The following is an 18658-nucleotide window of genomic DNA, read 5'->3' as shown; positions in this document are numbered from 1 at the left end:
GTGACCGCTGGGTTGGTTGCGGCCTATGAATCGGGCGAGAATGTCAGTCTTGGGGCCGGCAATACGGTAAGCGGTTGGCTGGACGGGTCAGGTCGGGGCAACGATCTTCTAGCACAGGGCGATCCGACGCTGGTTGCCAATGCAACGCCGACAGGTCAGTCGGCGATTGCCTTTGACGGGTCTGGTGATCTGCTGGAAAGGGTCAACGCTACTGACACGCTGAACGGCCTGTCTTCCGGCAACGCGGACCGGACGATATTCTTTGTGGTTGATTATCTGGATCACGAAGGGGTTTCCGCAGGTGTTGCCTATGGTGACGGGGTGCGGAATGAAACCTTTGGTCTGGTTTCGAGTTGGAACAACGAAACCCTTTCGGTGCAGGGTTATGGTGGATCGAACGACTTCGATTCGGGCATTGAGGCGGCGAGCCCTGGCTGGCTTGTGCAGTCGGTGGTGCTGGATGATGGTGCGTTCAACCACTATCTGAACGGTGGGCTGATCGATAGTGGCAGTCATACGTTCAACACCGACCTGCAACGTCTTGTGCTGGGTGAGGAGATCCGGGGCTTGGGTGAAAGCCAACTCGAAATCGCTGCCGTACTGATCTATGATCGAGCGCTTGATGAGTTAGAGCGCGAGCAGGTCGAAAACTATCTTCAGCTAACCTATGTTGATGATACCTTTATATTTGGATGAGCATCGAAGTAATTGTTACCTCCTCCAGAGGGACTGCTGGCCCTTAAAGCGTCCGGCTGAAAACCTGGATCGTTGGGATTCCCTTTATGGCTGATCTGTGATTCACCCTGTTTGGGAGGATGGATCATGTCAGCACCTTTGCCGGATGCGCTTCGTGCGCGGTTTCAGAAGTTGATTGAGGAAGGGTTAAGTGGGTGCGCAGCGGCCCTTCGTCTGAAGCTATTGCCCGCCACCGGGGCGCGTTGGAGGCTTGCGATCCGTCAGACAGGACAGGCTAAGGCCGCGCCCCAGGGTCGGCCTCGTGGCAAGGGCAAACTTGATCCCTACCGGCCTTTTCTCATCGAACTGATTGAACAGGATGGCGACATGACCATGCCTGAACTGGCCGGTGCGCTCGCAGATGCCACCGGTGTTCAAGCCCACCCTGATGCGATTGGTCGGTTCCTGCGCAAGCTTGGTTTCACGTACAAAAAAAGTCGCTGGTTGCGGCCGAGCGACGCCGCGCACGGGTAAGAAAACAACGCGACGATTGGGTCACTCATCGCGTGCCAGCCGTCTCGGCCGAACCAGACCACGTTGTCTTCATTGACGAAACCTCTGTCAAAACCAACCTGACCCGCCAGCGTGGGTGGTCCCCACGCGGAGAGCGGCTCGTCATGGATGCCCCCTTCGGATCGTGGCGGACACAGACCTTTATCCCTGGCTTGACGTCGGATGCTTTGGTCGCGCCATGGGTCATCAAAGGCGCGATGGATGGCGCAGCTTTCGCGGCTTACGTCGCACAGGTGCAGATACCAGAACTGGAGACGGGAACAGTCGTCATCCTGGACAACCTCGCCACCCACAAAAATGCCGCCGCGGCCAAAGCCATGCGAAAGGCCGGATGCTGGTTCCTGTTCCTGCCCCCGTATAGCCCCGACCTGAACCCAATTGAGATGGCGTTCTCCAAGCTCAAAGCTCACCTGCGTCGCATCGGGGCAAGCACCTTCACCGAGATGTTCAAAGCCGTCGCCGAAATCTGCGACCTCTTTTCTCCGGACGAGTGCCGGAACTTCTGTGGTTGCCGCCCATAGTGCAAGAAGTTTCTGACCGTTCAGGCATGTGATCGAGTGCGAACTTCTGTCAGGCCTCAATGTGCGACATTTCCAGAAGCCGCGGGCCGGGACGGTGATCAGCGGGTCGGGTGCAAATCTACTTCTCGAGCTTTCAGCTCGTATTCCAGCACTGGTTTTCCTGATCCGGATCTGTTCGATCGTTTTGCCCATTCAGGTCATCGCCTTCTCACACTCCCCTTTGCACCGTCACTAGCAGTTTGACACGAGTATCATGCCGCGCCTGCAAGCGCCGGATCCCTGTAATCCTCGTTCTTCGTCAGCATCGCCCAAATTTGCCGAGCCATCTTCTTGGCCAGCCCAAATACAACCAGCAACTTTGGCTTGCGCGCCAACATTCGTGAAAGCCAGCTGCCCTCGACAATCTTTTGCTGTCCCAGCTAACCCAGTCGTGACATTGCGCCAATGATCAGGAGGCGTCGGATATCGGCTTGGCCAGCCTTGGTCATACGCCCCAAACGTTCCTTGCCTCCAGAAGAATGTTGCTTGGGAACAAGACCTAACCAAGCCGCAAAGTCGCGCCCAGCTTTGAACTGTGCCATGTCTGGGCCAAACGCTTCCACCGCAACAGCCGTCAGCGGCCCAACACCTGGCATGGTCTGGAGCTGGCGCGCCTTGTCTGACTCGGCGGCCAACGTCTTGAGTTTCGTGTTACGCTCGATGATACGCCGTTTTCTCTGCAATCTGCGCCAGTAGGTCCAGGCATTCCTCCCGGATCAGTGCGTGCAAGTCGGTGGTCTCATCCTCCACAAGCGCAGTCATACGATTAAGGTATCGTATTCCTTGAGGAAAAACATGCCCGTGCTCATACAGTAGCGCCCGCAATGCATTTACATCGGCGGTCCGCTGATGAACTAGGCGTTCTCGGCCACGAAACACAGCTGCGCGAAATTGCTGCTCGACTGTTTTGGGTTCAACAAAACGCATCTCGGGTTGTCGTGCCGCGATCACAATCGCCTCCGCATCGGCGGCGTCGTTCTTTTGACGCTTCACGAACGGGCTAACATACTGTGGCGCGATCAGTTTCACCTCATGGCCAACTACTTCCATCTCGTGCGCCCAGTAATGCGCGCTGCCACAAGCTTCAAAAATGACCAGACAGTTCTCCTGCTGAGCCATAAACACATAAAACTATGCGCGCGTCAGATTCTTGCGGAACTGAACCTCCCCGGTTCGAAGGGCACCATGAACCTGAAAAACATTCTTTGCCAGATCGACCCCAATCATCATATCCTTCATCCCGCCGTCCTCCTCTTCGCGTGGCGTTGAACACCACGACCTTGGCACATTGCGATGCCGTTAGGGAGGGCGCCAACTCCTCCATCTACTTCAAGGCTGCAGGATATGTCTCAGATTAAAAGTCGGAAGCTTTAACAGCGCTTTGCTGCCAGATTTTTTGTCTTTCAGGTTCGACATGCCGCGTAAATCACCATTCAAACATCACCGTTTTCCGCGTGATGTCATCCTTTGCGCCGTGCATTGGTATTTGCGCTATCCGCTGTCCTACCAGGGTGTTGTTGATCTTCTAGCTGAGCGTGGGATCACTGTCGATAGATTCACCGTCTGTCACTGGGTACAGAAATTCATCCCAGAACTGGCCAAGCGCACGGAACAGCATCTGCGTCGCGCAAGCGTCGATTGGCATGTGGATGAAACCTACATTCAGGTTGGTGGGAGGTGGCGCTATTTGTGGCGCGCGGTTGATGCAAACGGCCAAATGGTTGATCTTCGGTTGACCGCGCCTTTTTGCGCAAAGCAATTGAGCGTGTGCGACTGCATCGCCCAGTGTCCATCTGCACCGACAAGGCACAAAGCTATCGGCGCGTCATCCGCGAGGTCAATCACCGATACGATCCACATTTTGACAGCATCAGGCATATCGACCAAAAGTGGCGCAATAACCTGATCGAGAACGACCACGCCGCTTTGAAACGGCTGTTCGGATATCGTCAGAGCTTTCGATCGTTGCAAACAGCGAAAGGAACCTTGACCGGCATCGAGACAATCCGACCCATCAAACGCGGCCACATCCACAACAAGAAAGTGGGTGTCATGGGTGAGCCGGAGTTTATCGATCGGTTGTTCAAAATCGCAGCGTGACCCAAAGTCGTAAACGACTTCAGCGCAACCCCATCGAGTTAATGCAACAGCCCCAGAAATACAGGTCTACGGTTTGTTTCGCATGACCGCTATGGCTTCTGGGGTGTTCAAAAGACTGCTTACCACATCATGGTGCATTTCGGGTGAGGGGTAGTACAGGTTTTCCGACCACGGCTTGACGGCAAGATCAGATCGGTCATTGGCTGGGTTGACCGTTGTCGGTTTGCCGGTGAAGCGGCTGAACAGGGGCTGGGGGCTACCGACTGACGTGACAACCTCAACATAAGCTGCAACATTGGGCTTCAGCGGCGCCAGCATCTGAGGTGTGACCATATGTGGAAATTCTCCGAACAGCTGTGAATGGGTCGCGTAGCCTTCGTGATAGGCGGGCGCGCGTTTCGAGTACCAGAGCAGGATCACGGGAACCTCAATCCGTTCGATCAGTTCAAGGCTGGATCTGATCCAAGCTTCACGCAGATCCGACACGATGGCACGGGCGCGCGGCCGGACCTTAAGATTGGCCAGCTTGCGTCGCACGCGGAATGGCAGCGGAAGGTTGTGGATGGTCATCGGCCCGCACAGCAGCTCCGTGAAGGCAGCGGCTGCTCCCATGTGGCGTCCGTCTTGACGCAGGCGAACATATTCCAAGCCGTCACAGTCATATAGTTGGTTGCTCTGACTGCGTGCAGACATGACTTGCAATATCACGAAACGCGCACGGTTCAGATAGGGCAGCAAGCTGTCCTGCTTGAGAAAAAACTCCGGTCCTGCGCCGCCGTAACCCAGATTGAGAGCGGGTAAACCGATTTCGCGCCCTATTAGGTCTGGGTAGGGCTCTTCGCAGAAACATCCAAAGGTTTGGGCAGCGCCGATGCAGGCAAAAAAGTCGCCTCCACTTAGGGCCGCTTCCGGAACAGGCCCCCGGAACTGCAGCCCAGTTCCGGGAAGCTCCGTCATATGATAGTCAACAACATCATAGTCCCGGGCCTGATAACCTGAGAGGTGAATGTCTTGCTTTGCCTGTTTGTCCAAGTTCATTGTCAGATATGTTCCTTTCAAAGAAATGGCAGACACTCCAAGAACGTACTGCTCCATGAAATCAGTAAAGGATAATTCCATGCCTGCAAATAATACTGAGGACGGTCATGGTCTGACATAAAAGTTGGCCGGATCAGAAAGATGGGTCACCTCTGACTGAAACAACATGTCAACTCCGATGGAGCGACCGGCAAACAGGCAAGAACCTTCATGGTACAGGACAGGATATACAGCCACCACTGCGCTGTCGCTCGGACTATCTATTTCTGGGCGATACCTCATGAAGCAATACTCTTTATTTACGTGTCTTGTTTGGCATACTCTGCCACGGCACATCACGTTGCAAAAGCTCGGATAAAAACGCGAGATCTTTGGAGAAAACGGGAGTGAGCTCGGCACGCAAGTCCGGATCAAGCGGCGATGTCGGCATGCTATTCCAACGGTTAAGTCGATGCAGGAGCGGGACGGTGAAGCGTCGTAATGGTGGAGAAAGCAGCCTGTAGCGCATGCGGCTTGGCCAGTTGATCTGACGGTCCAGCCAGAGATTGCGCGGCAACGTGCTGACCATACCTCGGCGGTTCATGTCTGGGATGAAATCAGGGTTAACCTTGATATGGCGGAAGATATCCGAGATGACTGCCATGGGATGGGCTATGAAATCATCATAGAAATGAACCTGGATTTGCTCTTGGGGGAACAGGTCGAACCAGCGTTTCAACTGTGCGCCGTACAGGCTGAGGCGCCGGTAATGCCAGTCCCAGCCCCACCCGGCGGCCACGCGGTCATCTTCGGCGGCCAGCGCCGCACGTAGCTCCAACGGTTCAAGCTGGTTCTGACGATTCATATTGTAATGCGAATAGAGCCGTGAGATCGGGTCGCGCAGGATAGCTACGATCCGGATGTCGGGTAGCATGTTTCGGACACGGACCGGCGAGTCGGGGAAATAGAGATAGCGGACCGAGCCCTCGCCCACGGCATGCGCATTGTCGGCCCCGTCAAACATGGCAGTATAGTCGAACAGGTCACTGCAGGACCAGTTGTAGAGCATCTGCCGAAGGATATGAGGTGGGGCCGGGCCGATCGGGTTATTCTGCTGTCCGGACAACGCGAAATAATTTGGCTCTTTCGAAGTGGGGACAAAGACGTCGGGGTGCTGGGCAAGATAGGAGACCAGCGAGGTGGTGCCGCTTTTGGCGGCTCCTATCACCAAAAAACTGGGCAGGGTCATGCCGTAACCTCACCCAGAGAGGCGCGGACAGCCCCGGCTGCGGCCTCCCAGGAGTAACCCCGCGAAACGGTTTCAAAGCCGCACAGCCCAAGGGTTGCGCGGGCTGCCGGGTCGCGAACAAGCCGCAGGATTTCGGAGACAAACTCCGTATCGCTTTCAGCGATCAAGATGTTCTCTCCATGCTGCACATCAATCCCTTCGGCACCCTTGGCAGTGCTAATAACCGGGCAACCAGCGGCGAAGGCTTCGAGAACCTTGAGCCGAGTGCCGCCACCGATAGTGATGGGCATGACCGCGATGCTTTGTTGCGCGAGGTATGGCATAATGCTAGCAACCCCGCCGGTGACAAGCACAGACTGGTCTTTCGCCGCGGCTTGCTGCATCGCCAGCGTTGGGTCGCGCCCAACAATTGCCAGCTGTAGGTCCATGCCGACCTGCCGGAGAGCGGGTAGAATGCCCTGTATCAGCCTAAGAGCGGCAATCTCATTGGGTTTATAAGAGTAACTACCAATATAGACCAGTAGCGGCGGGGTGGTGGGATCGGCATCGTTCCGGATGCGGCGTGCATCGGCATAAGCATCGATATTGATGGCATTGGGCACTACCGCCACCCCGTTTTTTGGTTGATAAAGTCGTTCCATCAACCTTGCATCGACATCGCTACAAGCCCAGACAAAATCTGCGTTTTTCACGGCTAGTGCCTCGGCCTGCCGTAATTTGCTGTTGAACATGCGCTGGCGAAGCGCGGCCAGTCCCAATTTTCGCGCTCCGTCCTTGTTGCCTATATCGGCCCACAGCCGGGCTTCGACGTTATGAGCGTCGAATATGGTCGAGATCCCGGCAGCACGTAGTGGGGCCACATAGGCCGAGAGCGCGATTTCCTCGACCAGCGCAAAATCATAAATGTCGGGAGACAGGGATCGCAGATACTGCATCAGGGCTGCATCCGTATAGCGGCGGATCGTATGGTGCGGTCCGGGCAGTAGCCAGCGGCCGGGGACACGCCAAGGGGGGGCGGGCACATATTGACCAGTTTCAGTAACACCTGGAAACCGCTCGGCGTCGGGTATGTTGCCGGACGGATCAACCGTCATGACGTCTACCGGACCAAGTCCTGCGAGAGCCGCCATGTTCTGCGCGTTACGCAGCGCAGCTCCACTATCCAAGCGCCCCGGCCCCCATCGGCTGATAACAAGACTACGCATAACTCTACCCGCTCTCGGTGAACTAAAATGGCCCACCCATGTTTCGCCATGTCCGGGCAGACTGGGCCGGGACCGTTACTCCTACACATGCAATGCGCAGACGAAAAAATCCAGAACAGACCTACCCCTGTTATATTCTTGACGCACCTGCTATCGCCAACTTCATCTTCGGCAGAGCCCTGGGACGTTACATCGACAACTTTCCGAGAGTTGGTTAAAGAGAAGATAGTCCTAGAATTTTCACACGCTTCGGCGCATCTGAGATTTTGAATGGTTATGAAGCAAGGCGCTGTAGGCAGGTTTGTCACCAATGTTGGTGCCTCGTTGCTGGGCGCGATCCTAAATCTGATCATTCTGATCTGGGTGAACCAGTTTTTGTTGCGCCGGGTTGGGGCCGAAGAATACAGCCTTGTACCTGTGCTAACCTCTCTGATGATCTTTGGAGAACTGTTCCGGGACGCCTTTGCCGGCGGCGTCGCGCGTTTCTTGGTGGCGGCAGATGCAAGCGGTGACGACACAGAGGTCGCGCGAATTGTGTCGTCAATGTTACCGCTGCTGGCATTGGTAGCGCTCATCGTGGCAACTGGGGGGGGGTGGGCAGTACAGCATATCGATCAATTGATCAATGTGGATGCAGCACACAAGCACAGCGCCCAGATCATGTTGTCCCTGCTGGTCCTGTCCCTCTGCCTTGAAATAGCGGCTTCTCCGTTCAGCTTTGGCTTGTTCGCTAAGATGCGGTTCGTCACACTTAATCTGGTTAACTTTGGCACGCTGCTTGTGCGCATCGCACTGTTGCTTGTGTTTCTGTTCGGCATCGGACCGCAGGTTATCTGGCTGGTGGTGGCCACGGTTCTCAGCAGTCTTCTGGATCTAGCTATACGGATCTATTTCACCATCCGTCTGCTGCCGGCAGCAAGGTTCAATCACCGCCTGATCTCGCGCCGGGCGGTAGCCACTCTGTTGTCCTTCAGTCTCTGGACGACGGTGCAGGGTATCGGCAACATCGTGCACCGCGCGACCCCAGCGCTATTTCTAAACCACTATTCCAATCCAGTCGACGTGGTGTCTTTTCATCTGGGAAACCTTCCGGATCTTCAGATCCGCAAACTGATCTCGGTTGGCGCGCGCCCGGCCCTACCCGAACTGACCTCAGTCTTCGTCTCAGGCCGCAAGGAGGCGTTGCGTGGGCTGTTTTATCGGGGTGGACGATACTATCTCTGGGCTGCGCTTTTTCTACCACCCAGCCTAATCATCTTTGGCGGCCCGCTAGTTACGCTTTATGTAGGGCCTAATTACCTAGATGCAGCTACGGTACTGATATGGGTTTTGGGTGCCTATCCACTGGTCTGGGCCAGCGCCATGTTCTTTCAAGTCGCCTATGCCTCCGGAGAGATTCGCGCCTTTAACATTCTGAACATTATCGTTGTTCTTGCGACCTTGGCCATGTTGTGGATATTCATAGTCTGGCTGGACATGGGCGCACTGGGTGCGGGGTATGCGTTCGGTATTGGATCCGGTCTGGGACATCTCCTGATCATCTGGCCTGGAAGCCTGCGCTTCATTCAGGGAAGTTGGATAGATTTCATTCGCCTAACCCTTGGTCCCGGATGTCTACCCGGGCTTATTGCGATATTGATCTGTGTGGGCTGGACACATTCTATGGCGCTGGACAGTTGGGCAATGCTAGGAGTCGGTTTCTGTCTGGCATCTGCGGGCTATGTGACAACTCTTCTTGTTTGTTGTCTCGATGCCCAAGACAAAGTGTTGCTGGGTAAACTCAAGTCGCGGCTGCTCAGGAGAGGATAGGGAAGTTGAGTTGTATTGGATGGCCTTATCGGTTCGGGTGTAGTCCCCACAGACGCAATCTTCGCCGCGCCATGCAATCATATCCGCTGCGCTCAACGAGCGTCCGTTGCGGCCGAGACCTAGAGACAACTCCGACCGATAAGGCCATCCAATATCAACTGCAAAACGATCCCGAAGCTCTGCAGAAAGTGGTGCTCGCCCCGCGAGCTTATCAAGGCCAAAACCGAAACCTTGGCAGTCTGGTGGAACGGGGGCTGGATCATTTGGGTAGTCGATCGAAACACAATATTGCAGGTTATGCGGATTTTTAAACGACAAGTCTGAGTACCACAGAGCGGTACGAGTGCGCTTGATACAGGAGCTTGAGATTTGGGATTGCGTATCGGAAGCTGGCCTGGGTTCGGAGACCACAACAACAAATTTATGGAGCTTTTTCTAGGCGGGTTGAGAGATGCGGATTGCGAGATAATAAGCATTGAAACCGTCAATGACATACCCACCAGTGGACTGGATGTTTTGATCTTGCACTGGGCTGAAAAACTGTTCTGGGAGGCCCGTGATCGTTGGGATATTTTGGCCAGAATGCTGACGCTAATCAATCGCCTCAAGCAGATTCGGCCAAAAACCAAGGTCGTCTGGCTGGTGCATAATCTGCAACCTCATGAACCTCGGAAGTTCAAGAACCTGATCTGGCCATTCTACATTCGTGCTTTAGCCCGAAACATTGATGCTGCTCTGACATTGTCGCCTGGGACGGTTCCGGTTGTTCGGGAGCATTTAGGGGCACTCAAACACAAACCTGTCGCATGGGCTTGGCATCCGGCATATCCACGGCTGTGCCAAGGAACGCACAACGCGGGTGCTGCGCGAAGTGCCCGCGGTTGGGAAACGGAGCATTACGTATTTGGTTACTGCGGACAGATTCGGCCCTACAAGGGGGTCGACGATCTGATTAACGTATTTTTGCGCAGTGAAAATCCGAGTTGGCGGCTTTTGATCGCCGGGCGGGCCTCATCGTCTGAGTTCGAGGATATTTTAGAAGACAAAGCGGTGGCGGACCCCCGCATCCGACTGGAATTCGGAGATATGTCAGAAGTCGAATACGAGATGGCTATCCTGTGTTGTGATACAATAGTTGCTCCATTCAGGAAGTATCTGCATTCTGGGTCACTTGTTCATGCAATGAGCGTCGGGCGACAGGTCTTGACTCCCAGAACACCGTTTTCCAACGCGCTTGCAAAACAGGTGGGACGCGATTGGGTTGCGCTTTATGATGGACCGCTAAGTGTGGATGCTCTTCAAGAAGCCGAGCAGGGCCGCAATGAATCTGACAACGCGGACCTTTCGGAGTTCGACCCCAAACGGGTTGGTGAACAGATCGTAGCCTTCTTTCAAAGTCTTTAGCCAAAGTCTTAAATTAGGACGAAAGAGATCTCGCGACATAGAATCTGACCTTCTCTGGCCGAGTCAACTCAGCCTTGGCAACACTGGACAGCATTGAAGTCGCGCACATTATCCGCAAACGGCAATTCGACCCCTCTGGTCAATCCCATTCCAGAAATTCGCAAGACTTTCTGGATCGCCGCGCCGAACGACACGAGTTACTCCGTCGCGTGGCAAAGTTTGCGACAGCCCCTGCGGAAGTTAAGGACGATCTCCCTTCCCGGTGGGATCATTTCCGCCGCCCCCAGCGTCCGAAGGCAAGCTCCGCAGCCTCTGAGGCGATTCGATCAGAAACCTCGCGCGGCGGGGCGAGCTGGTGCAGCCCGCGCAGCGCCCCGACCGCTTGCCGCCCGCCGCCCATCAGTGCTATTTTGGCAATCTGCATTATCGAGAAGGCGTAGGTCACCGGCAGCATCGGCCACGCAAACCGTGCCACAAAGCGCAACCGGTTGCGGAAGTTGAAATAGTTTGCGAATGCCGAGCCCCGCCGGTTAATAGAGCCAGAGCCGATCGCCGTGCCACCATGATGATGGACTACCGCCTCCGGACAGGTGAGAAGCGGCAGCACACCCCGGCGATAGGCCCAGTCTACCTCCTCGTAATAGAGGAAATAGTCCTCCCGAAGCGGTCCGACCATTTCGACGAAAGTCCGCGACGCAACCATATTGGCACCTGAGATGAAATCGAGGCTCCCGGCCAGAGGAGGTTCGGCTGCTGCGGGCAGGAGACCTTGGTTGACGTTGTAGCAGACCCCCCCTGTCCAGCGCCTGATGCGCCCACCGTCCGACTGGAGATAGCCGGGTGGTTCGAGATAGCGGGTTCGCCCGCCCATAAGTGCGAAGGGGCCCGCGACCTCAGCACGGCGAACGTAGGCGGCGGCAGTACCGGGCTCAACGACGCTATCGGGGTTCAGTATCCAGAAGAGCTCGATCTCCGCTCGCGACAAAAACCAGGTAAGCCCGGTATTGACGCCGCCCGCAAAGCCCATGTTTTGCGGGACCCGCAGTAGTGTGAGCCAAGACAGATCCCCTTCGGTCGGCGCTTGGGCGCCCGCTTCGGCTTCGGCAAAGCTCACCCCGCAGCGGCCTGCCCAGTCGGCGACCAGCGCGGCGCTATCGTCCGGCGAGGCGTTATCACAAACAACAACGCGAAGCGTCGCACCGGTAGTGGCGATTAGGCTGTCAAGACACGCCTCAATCACATCTGCCGAGCAATAGGCCACGATAATGACCGAGATGGGTGCCTTCGCCGCCCCCTCCATTTCCCGCTGCTCTTGCATTGTTCTTTGATCCTAACGAGTGAGTGACGCTGCCCTCGCCGCTAAACTGCCCGGAAGATGGCGGCTTCACCCAGCAAGATCAAGGCTGTTCTCTTGTGCCAACCGGACCGGAGTTGAAACGGGCTTGACCTCTCGGTCTAGACAGATTGACTCACGGTGCGGCTCTGGAGGCGTCGGGGAAGGATACATATCGGATATACTTAGAGGATAAAACGGCATAATCTAAGATAACGTTGCACACGAATCCACAAATGGATTCCCTTTTGTCGGCAAAAGCATCAAAGGTGACAGGAAGCCTAGCGAATGCCATCGCAAGAGATAGCCCCTCCCTAAAATATCTTATCCAAGGGGTCTTGGTGGCCGTCTCATCACCTCTCATGGGCATATTGGCTTCCGCTGGACTACAGAGAACGGTTTTTCCCAACCGGTTTGCGGATGCCGATCTGTCAGCGTGACATTTAGGGCACCATCGTTTACTTATTCGACGCGCCACCCAGAGCGCTGCGGACATCCTGACACGGATCGTTGAAGCCTATGAACACCGGGTCAAACTGTTGCGATTCAGACGACTGCGCTCGAAACCCGCTTGAAGCAACTGGCGCTTTATGAGGCGGCCTTGGTGATCTGATGGAACGGCTGGCCAGAACGTCTTGACTAAAATGGTCTTCGGCAGAATTATTGCAGCGGTAGTGAGTTTCAAATAGTCTTTCCAGACGAGCATACGAGTTTTTAAAGCCCTATTGCACGAAGGAATATTAGCATGCCCTCTCGCCCAATGCTCATGGTCGTAGCCTCGGCCGGAGGGCACTGGGTTCAGTTAATGAGGATGCGCAAGGTTTGGGACGGATTGCACGTCACCTATCTGAGTACCGAACCTGGCCTTGCGGACATCGTGAAGACCATGGCCCGGAATGAGGGTAACCCGCCGCCAAAATTTTCATCGGTCACGGATGCCAATCTCTCCGAGAAGCTACGCCTCATGCGTCAGCTTTTCGAGGTGTTTTTCCTGGTGCTGCGCCACCGGCCGGACGTGATCATCACCACAGGTGCTGCGCCCGGCTATTTTGCCCTGCGTTTTGGAAAGCTCTTCGGCGCGCGTACCATTTGGATCGACAGCATGGCCAATGCCGAGAAACTGTCAAGATCTGGTCAGGAAGTCAGGAAGTATGCCGACCTGTGGCTCACGCAATGGGAGCATCTGGCGCGCCCTGAAGGGCCGCATTTCATGGGGGCGGTTCTGTGATCTTTCTGACCACCGGGACGCAACTTTCCTTCGACAGGCTCGTACGGGCCGTGGATGAGTGGGCGGATGAAACCAAGCCGTCTTGTGGCATATTTGGTCAAGTCCTGCCGGCGACTCATGACCCGTATACGCCGCGAAATTTCGAAACCAAGGCACGGCTTTCACCGGCGGACTATGCCGAAGTGTTCAGCAAAGCAAACCTCATCATTTCACATGCCGGCATGGGTACGATCCTGACGGCATTGACCCAAGACAAGCAGATCTGCATCATGCCCCGGCAGATCAAATATGGCGAACACAGGAACAACCATCAGCTCGCCACGGTCGAAAGGCTGAAAGAGCATCCCAGGCTTTTCAAGGCGCGCGACGAACATGACCTGCCCCGCTGCCTTGACGCGGCCATGCAGGCGGTCGGGACGTCACAAACTGCCGCCATAGACCCGTTCGCGGCCACGGATTTCACCGATAAATTACGAAAGTTCGTCCTGAACACTGGGAAGTAGAACTCGGCTAGTCCTCGCTCTCTTGCACCCACCATCCCGCAAGCCAACCCGCCAGAAAACCCCCAAAATGGGTCTCCCAAGCGAGATTACCGCCCATCCCCCAATACATAACGAGGTTGAGAAGGATGAGCAGTACGACCACCCGCAGCACCGACCCGATCCCCTCATGTGCCAGACGACGGGCGGTATACTCCCAGCCCATCAGAACCCCCGCCAGCCCGAATAGCGCCCCAGACGCGCCAACCATGGGCTGCACCGCCGTAGACAGAAAAGCAAACCCCACGGCCCCGCCCAAGAGCGACAGCACATAGATCACGGCAAACCGAAGCTGGCCCACACGCTCGATCACCAAGCGCCCAAGCGAGACGAGCGTGATCATGTTGACGAGAAGATGCGCGGCCCCCCCATGCAGGAACCCATAGCTGGCAAACATCACCACGGGCTGCGCCGCATAGTTGGGCTGCCAGTTATCCAAGAGCCCCCGCCAAAACCCGCCATACTGATAGGTCAATCCACGCCAGCGCGGTGACCCCCAGAGCCCATAGTCAGCCCCCTGCAGGACGCCTTCGACCGCAACACAAACTAACAAAATCAGCAGCAATGCGCCATGAGCGACGACCCACACCCAAAGGCGCGAGCGTTCTGATGCTGAGTGTTGGTTGTCCATTCTATATATTCTGAGTCAAACTGGACTATTCCTAAGGTTAAATTAGAATATCATGAAGGACCATGCGTCCGCACTGGGTCCAAAAAGAACTTTGGCTTGAGGTTTAATGCTGCCCGTTCAATGAAATGCCAAGATAGTACCGCACAGATGAGAGTGACGGGAAGCGCAATAGCAATGTTAACGAGCGGATCGGTCACACCCAAACTTGCAACAAGTTGTTGAGCCGGGAAGGCATAGATGTAGGTGCCGTATGAATAGTCTCCCAGTCGGTTATAGCTCTGCAAAAATGCGTTTGGCCAATACCCAAGCACGAAGACAGTATAAGAAAGTGCCAGTACGAACACGGGACGGAAGATCTCGGTGCCGTACGCTGACCAAGCTAGAAAGCCTAACATGGCAGCTAAAAATGGGCTGAGCGGGATCAGGTTGCGCCAGAGGAAGAAACCCATGCCGATGGCAAAAGGTAGGGCGAGCTGAGACAGCAGTTGAAGCCTCAAATGTGCCGGTAGATAGGGCATAAGGAGACAAAGCATAATCGCTAGTCCAAGACAAAGCGCCGAGAGACGAGGCCGGTTCAGAATACCTAGAATCCCCGCGATGAAGATACCTGTATAACAGACCACCTCATAGAACAGCGTCCACAGTGAGCCGTTGATTGCTGTCCCATAGGGATTTCCTTCAAAAATGCCCGGCAGTGAGTAGTCGAGTTTGACAAGAGTTAGATTGCGCAGGAAGTAACTAGGTGCCGAGCCCCAAAACGTAACAGGATCTGCGGTTGTTAGGAGCAAACCACCCAAAACAATCGTCACCACCAGCACAACAACGAGTGCAGGAAAGAGCCTCAAGGCGCGTGCAATGAGAAACTGTTGCCAAGAAACACCGAAGACGAAGCTCTTGGTTATAAAAAAACCTGAGATTGAGAAGAAAACAAGCACGCTCACGCTGCCTAGCGACATGCCCCCGAGAAATCTCTCAAGCGGTTCTTCCGCTCCCGCGCCGAGCGAGAGTGGATAGGCATGAGAGATTAATACGCAGATAGCAGCCAAGATGCGCAAAAGATTAAAATTATTGTCCCGCAGGGTAGTATAGTTTCCGAGCAGTCGGCGCTCTTTCATCTACCTACCCCAAATCGCTCAGCCATATCCATCCATTACCCCTCACCCCGGTACAAACCTTGGTAGCTTGGGCAGGCTCTCACGCATCAAGCGTTGCAGCCGTGCATCGGCAGCACCTTCAGGCTCATCCTTCAGTATCGGAGTGATGTAGCGCACGATAGCCCCGTCGGTACGGTCGATCGTCAGGCTGTCATAGACCACGCTCATCTTGGCCTTGAAGTCATTGGTCATACGCTTGCCGCGCTGCTCGAACCAGTAATAGACGAGCTGTTCCGACAGGCCTTTCTGAATTATCGCGCGGTTCGCTTCAAAGGAGCCATAGCCGGTGCCCGCCATATCCAGCGCCACGGTCTCGAAACTGTAGATTTCCCATCCGCCAACAGGCAGACAAACCTCAGGGGAGTGGATGCCGGCACCCTCGGTCTGCTTGTCGTAGAAAGCTATGAAGAGTTCGACCGGAGCGGGTTCTTCTGGATTGCGATAGAAGCCCGCGAGGTAGTCGGTGGCCCCCAGTATCCGCTCGATATCCGGGTCGAGCATCGAGAAGGTCCCCGACCACTCCCCAAATTGCCGCGGAAAGAGTACGAAAGGATCACGATCTACCGCCGTGGGGTCATTGCCCTGCTGCAGCGCCCATCCGGCTGAGACCGCAAGCGTCAGGATCGCACCCGCCATTAACCCGCGCGAGGCGCGGATGCCCATGAGGCGTCCGGCGATCGCTCCGAATCCGCTGGTATCGAGATCAATTGCCTCCGACAGAGGTTTGGGATCCGGTGTCAGCCGCTGCAGGACCACGGCCATGAAGAACAGGATCGCAATACAGGCACCAAAGATGATCCAGCCTTCAAAGAAATGCAGAAAGCCCTCAGCCTGTTCAATCCCATAGCTGTTGACCATCACCCCGATCATCCCGATGCGGAAGGAATTCATCAACACCGTCAGGGGAGCAGCCGCAAGAAGCAGCACCGCCTTGTGCCAGACTGGTCCACGATAGAGAATGGCAAAGAGATAGGAGAAGCTGAGGATCGGGAAGAGATAGCGCAGCCCCGAACATGCCTCGGCCACCTGCAGTTTGTAGACCCCGAGATCAATCACATTGCCTTCGAGATAGACTGGCACGCCCATCAATGCCACGAACCACACACCGATTTCCGAAGAGATTGTCTGCAGCACGATGGTCAGCTTGAGATAGACAAACTGCGGCAGGGGCAACATGAAAATAAGATGCACCACGCCCAGTTGATGCAGCTTGCCGCGCTCCCAACCAAAGATCGTCAGCACCACGCCGCCCACCCAGATGATGAAGGCATAGGTCACGATATCGGGAATGCGAGTCAGGTTGCCTGCAATCGCCAGCAAGAGCGCCAGCACAATGACAATAAGCCCAGGTGCGCGATCCTGCACAATGGGTTTGGGCAGCGGCAGACGGCGCAGTTCCCGCAAGAAGAGATAGAGCGAGATGAGTGGGATGAGTGGCCCGTGGCTGTATTCAGCCGTGGACCAAGCCTGTGCCAGGGAGACAAAACCGATCCAAAAGATCGGAATCGATCCGGCTAGAAGCAACGTAAACCACAAGAGCCCGCCCAGGTTGAGCGGGTGGGCGAAAAGCCTTGGGCCAGACTGATCTGTCATGGACATGCTGTCACACTCCCCTTAAAACGGCTCACCACCCTGACCTATGCCAGAAGCATTTATGCTATTGGGATTTCTATCGGAAAATCCGCGCCAAAGCGATTCAAAACGGGTCGGATACGTGCTCAAAGCAGAGCCTGAACAGTCTGTTTTCCAAGGACGTACAGTGACCCAAGATCAGGGACGCACAGTAAACTCCCGCTCAAGTGTAAGAAACACCCGGTTCGATGAGGCGTCGCCCACCCCGGTTTCATCCCGCAGCCGATATTCATAGCCAGAAGAGAGCCGCCAGTCGGGTGTTAGGTTGCGGGAATAGGTGGCGCGCAGGTCAGTGCGCGTGGTGTCATTCACTGCCGGACCGCCAGCCTGTTTGAGTTCAGCGTAATTCGCCGAGAATGATATCTCGGACAACGAGTTGATCTCATAGTTGTAACCCAAAGAGGCTTCAGTGGTGCGCAATTCGTTCGACCGTGAACTGGTGGTAACCTGTCGCGAAAGCGATGCGGTCAGGGTGCTGCGCTTCATCTCATGAGTGAAGTCCAAGCTACCCACTGGGCGGACCGTGTCATCCACATCACTGGTGGCGCCGAGGCTGAGTTCAATCGAACCGCGTGGCAGCGGCAAGTCCCGGTTGACAAGCCAAGTGGCGGTCTGGCCATTCACGCTTTCGCGCAGGTCGAATGACGTGCCAATGGTGCCGCGTGTAAGTTCGCGCGTGAGATCAATGCTGCCGATCACACCCGTCTGTGTGTCCGCGTCGCGTATTCCCAGAATAGTTTCTTCGGTTTCAATACTCTGAAATCCGACCACGACATCAAGCGTATCTATCGGCGAGAGCGCCTGTGTGAGCCCCAAGTTGAAACTACTGGTCTGACGGTTCGTCTGCTCGGTATCATCCGCTGTGTAGTCATCATAACGCAGAATCGTCCGCACCTCGGTGACAGGGCTGAGAGTGAATCGCGTTGTCCCCGTAAGATTGAAAAGCTCGCTATCAAAAAGATCAGGATCCGTGGTGTCGTTGTAGGTTTGCTCGCGGTAACGCCCGTCGAGGATGAAGCCCACCGGATTATCGAGTCCGGCCTCAAACCGGAAGCGGCTCGATATCTGCTGGCGGTCGCCTTGATCTTCGGCGAGATCGTTTTCTTCAAGCGGATCATCGAAGAAGCGATTTTGGTCGAACGGATCGAGTGAATTGATCGAGGCGAGACTATAGTCGGCCCCAAAGCTGAGAGCGCTGTTCACCCCTTGGCGATCATAGCCGAGCCGCGCGCGCTGATCGTCGAATGTGCGGCTATCACCTGGCGGCTCATTGGCGCGCAAGAGCCCGCTCACATCAAAGCGAAAGACGTCATTGGCGCGCTGGTTCAGGTATCCGAAAGATAATCTGTTGTCGAAGAGTTCGGCACTCTCGCTGTTATTCGGGTCAAGATTATAATTGTCCGTCGCGCTGAGCGTCGAGCTGAGCCCAAAAGTCAGAACCGGACCACCATTTTCCGGGCTGCTGCCTTGCTGCGCGAGTGTCAGCCCTGCACCCAGAGAGAACACAGACAGACATCCGGCACCAATCAGGATATGGGAGCGCGTCACA

14 protein-coding genes and 2 pseudogenes are annotated in these 18658 nt (G+C 55.5%); 7 read left to right on the top strand and 9 right to left on the bottom strand.

Annotated features, from left to right (window positions below; translation table 11 throughout):
- Nucleotides 1-696, top strand: a 696-nt coding sequence (locus VR71_RS05560; RefSeq protein ID WP_296429930.1) for a hypothetical protein, incomplete at its 5' end; no start/stop codon positions are given.
- Nucleotides 697-822: 126 nt separating this feature from the next.
- Nucleotides 823-1769 (top strand): IS630 family transposase gene (locus VR71_RS24685; RefSeq protein ID WP_296429928.1). Its coding sequence is split into 2 segments (ribosomal slippage): nt 823-1164 and nt 1167-1769, totalling 945 coding nucleotides; the frame shifts between segments, so codons are not numbered across the junction.
- A 251-nt stretch (nt 1770-2020) separates the two neighbouring features.
- On the opposite strand, the pseudogene VR71_RS05545 reads toward VR71_RS24685, so the two are convergent.
- Nucleotides 2021-2927, bottom strand: a pseudogene (locus VR71_RS05545) (IS110 family transposase).
- 295 nt (nt 2928-3222) lie between these two features.
- Here VR71_RS05545 and VR71_RS05540 point away from each other — a divergent pair.
- Nucleotides 3223-3908 (top strand): annotated as a pseudogene (locus VR71_RS05540) (IS6 family transposase).
- Between the two features lie 66 nt (nt 3909-3974).
- Here the strand turns inward: VR71_RS05540 and VR71_RS05535 are convergent.
- The 3 genes from VR71_RS05535 to VR71_RS05525 all read right to left on the bottom strand — a co-directional run bounded on the left by VR71_RS05535 (nt 3975) and on the right by VR71_RS05525 (nt 7379).
- A complete protein-coding gene (locus tag VR71_RS05535) occupies nt 3975-5027 on the bottom strand; it encodes a DUF6473 family protein (RefSeq protein WP_296429926.1) in 1053 nt (350 codons plus the stop codon).
- A 214-nt stretch (nt 5028-5241) separates the two neighbouring features.
- Nucleotides 5242-6174 carry a sulfotransferase gene (locus VR71_RS05530; RefSeq protein WP_045681914.1) on the bottom strand — a complete coding sequence of 311 codons (933 nt, stop codon included), beginning with the start codon at nt 6172-6174 and terminating at the stop codon, nt 5242-5244.
- Complete coding sequence (locus VR71_RS05525) at nt 6171-7379, bottom strand: glycosyltransferase family 4 protein (RefSeq protein ID WP_296429924.1); 1209 nt, start codon at nt 7377-7379, stop codon at nt 6171-6173. Before VR71_RS05525 ends, VR71_RS05530 begins: the two co-directional genes overlap by 4 nt.
- 270 nt (nt 7380-7649) lie before the next feature.
- On the opposite strand from VR71_RS05525, the gene VR71_RS05520 reads away from it, so the two are divergent.
- Both VR71_RS05520 and VR71_RS05515 read left to right on the top strand, forming a co-directional pair.
- The gene (locus VR71_RS05520; RefSeq protein WP_296429922.1) at nt 7650-9188 is read left to right on the top strand and encodes a hypothetical protein; all 1539 of its coding nucleotides are present in this window, start codon (nt 7650-7652) and stop codon (nt 9186-9188) included.
- 369 nt (nt 9189-9557) lie between these two features.
- Nucleotides 9558-10592, top strand: a complete 1035-nt coding sequence (locus VR71_RS05515; protein WP_296429921.1) for a glycosyltransferase — start codon at nt 9558-9560, stop codon at nt 10590-10592.
- Nucleotides 10593-10860: 268 nt separating this feature from the next.
- Here the strand turns inward: VR71_RS05515 and VR71_RS05510 are convergent, their stop codons facing one another.
- Entirely contained in the window at nt 10861-11910 is a 1050-nt protein-coding gene (locus VR71_RS05510; protein ID WP_045681905.1) for a glycosyltransferase family 2 protein, read from the bottom strand.
- A 760-nt stretch (nt 11911-12670) separates the two neighbouring features.
- On the opposite strand from VR71_RS05510, the gene VR71_RS05505 reads away from it, so the two are divergent.
- Both VR71_RS05505 and VR71_RS05500 read left to right on the top strand, forming a co-directional pair.
- Complete coding sequence (locus tag VR71_RS05505; RefSeq protein ID WP_040650321.1) at nt 12671-13153, top strand: glycosyl transferase; 483 nt, start codon at nt 12671-12673, stop codon at nt 13151-13153.
- Complete coding sequence (locus VR71_RS05500) at nt 13150-13656, top strand: glycosyltransferase (protein ID WP_296429918.1); 507 nt, start codon at nt 13150-13152, stop codon at nt 13654-13656. The genes VR71_RS05505 and VR71_RS05500 overlap by 4 nt, the downstream gene beginning before the upstream one ends.
- Nucleotides 13657-13663: 7 nt before the next feature.
- Here the strand turns inward: VR71_RS05500 and VR71_RS05495 are convergent, their stop codons facing one another.
- The 4 genes from VR71_RS05495 to VR71_RS05480 all read right to left on the bottom strand — a co-directional run bounded on the left by VR71_RS05495 (nt 13664) and on the right by VR71_RS05480 (nt 18657).
- Nucleotides 13664-14323, bottom strand: coding sequence for a rhomboid family intramembrane serine protease (locus tag VR71_RS05495; protein WP_045681902.1), 660 nt, complete (start codon nt 14321-14323; stop codon nt 13664-13666).
- Nucleotides 14324-14373: 50 nt separating this feature from the next.
- Entirely contained in the window at nt 14374-15438 is a 1065-nt protein-coding gene (locus VR71_RS05490) for an acyltransferase (protein ID WP_045681900.1), read from the bottom strand.
- Nucleotides 15439-15480: 42 nt separating this feature from the next.
- The gene (gene xrtD, locus VR71_RS05485; RefSeq protein ID WP_045681899.1) at nt 15481-17076 is read right to left on the bottom strand and encodes a VPLPA-CTERM-specific exosortase XrtD; all 1596 of its coding nucleotides are present in this window, start codon (nt 17074-17076) and stop codon (nt 15481-15483) included.
- Between the two features lie 171 nt (nt 17077-17247).
- The gene (locus tag VR71_RS05480; RefSeq protein WP_045681897.1) at nt 17248-18657 is read right to left on the bottom strand and encodes a hypothetical protein; all 1410 of its coding nucleotides are present in this window, start codon (nt 18655-18657) and stop codon (nt 17248-17250) included.
- Between the last annotated feature and the right edge of the window lies 1 nt (nt 18658).

Source organism: Roseovarius sp. BRH_c41 (assembly GCF_000961715.1).
In the GTDB taxonomy this organism is placed as follows: domain Bacteria; phylum Pseudomonadota; class Alphaproteobacteria; order Rhodobacterales; family Rhodobacteraceae; genus Roseovarius.
The sequence above is the reverse complement of the archived record's forward strand: the minus strand, read 5'-3'. Positions and strand labels throughout refer to the sequence as shown.

Excerpts from the sequence above, each read along its gene's own strand:
- VR71_RS05525 (WP_296429924.1), bottom strand. The coding sequence starts at position 7,379 with ATGCGTAGTCTTGTTATCAGCCGATGGGGGCCGGGGCGCTTGGATAGT.
- VR71_RS05520 (WP_296429922.1), top strand. The coding sequence starts at position 7,650 with ATGGTTATGAAGCAAGGCGCTGTAGGCAGGTTTGTCACCAATGTTGGT.
- VR71_RS05505 (WP_040650321.1), top strand. The coding sequence starts at position 12,671 with ATGCCCTCTCGCCCAATGCTCATGGTCGTAGCCTCGGCCGGAGGGCAC.
- VR71_RS05530 (WP_045681914.1), bottom strand. The coding sequence starts at position 6,174 with ATGACCCTGCCCAGTTTTTTGGTGATAGGAGCCGCCAAAAGCGGCACC.
- VR71_RS05510 (WP_045681905.1), bottom strand. The coding sequence starts at position 11,910 with ATGCAAGAGCAGCGGGAAATGGAGGGGGCGGCGAAGGCACCCATCTCG.
- VR71_RS05495 (WP_045681902.1), bottom strand. The coding sequence starts at position 14,323 with ATGGACAACCAACACTCAGCATCAGAACGCTCGCGCCTTTGGGTGTGG.
- VR71_RS05490 (WP_045681900.1), bottom strand. The coding sequence starts at position 15,438 with ATGAAAGAGCGCCGACTGCTCGGAAACTATACTACCCTGCGGGACAAT.
- xrtD (WP_045681899.1), bottom strand. The coding sequence starts at position 17,076 with ATGTCCATGACAGATCAGTCTGGCCCAAGGCTTTTCGCCCACCCGCTC.
- VR71_RS05535 (WP_296429926.1), bottom strand. The coding sequence starts at position 5,027 with ATGGAATTATCCTTTACTGATTTCATGGAGCAGTACGTTCTTGGAGTG.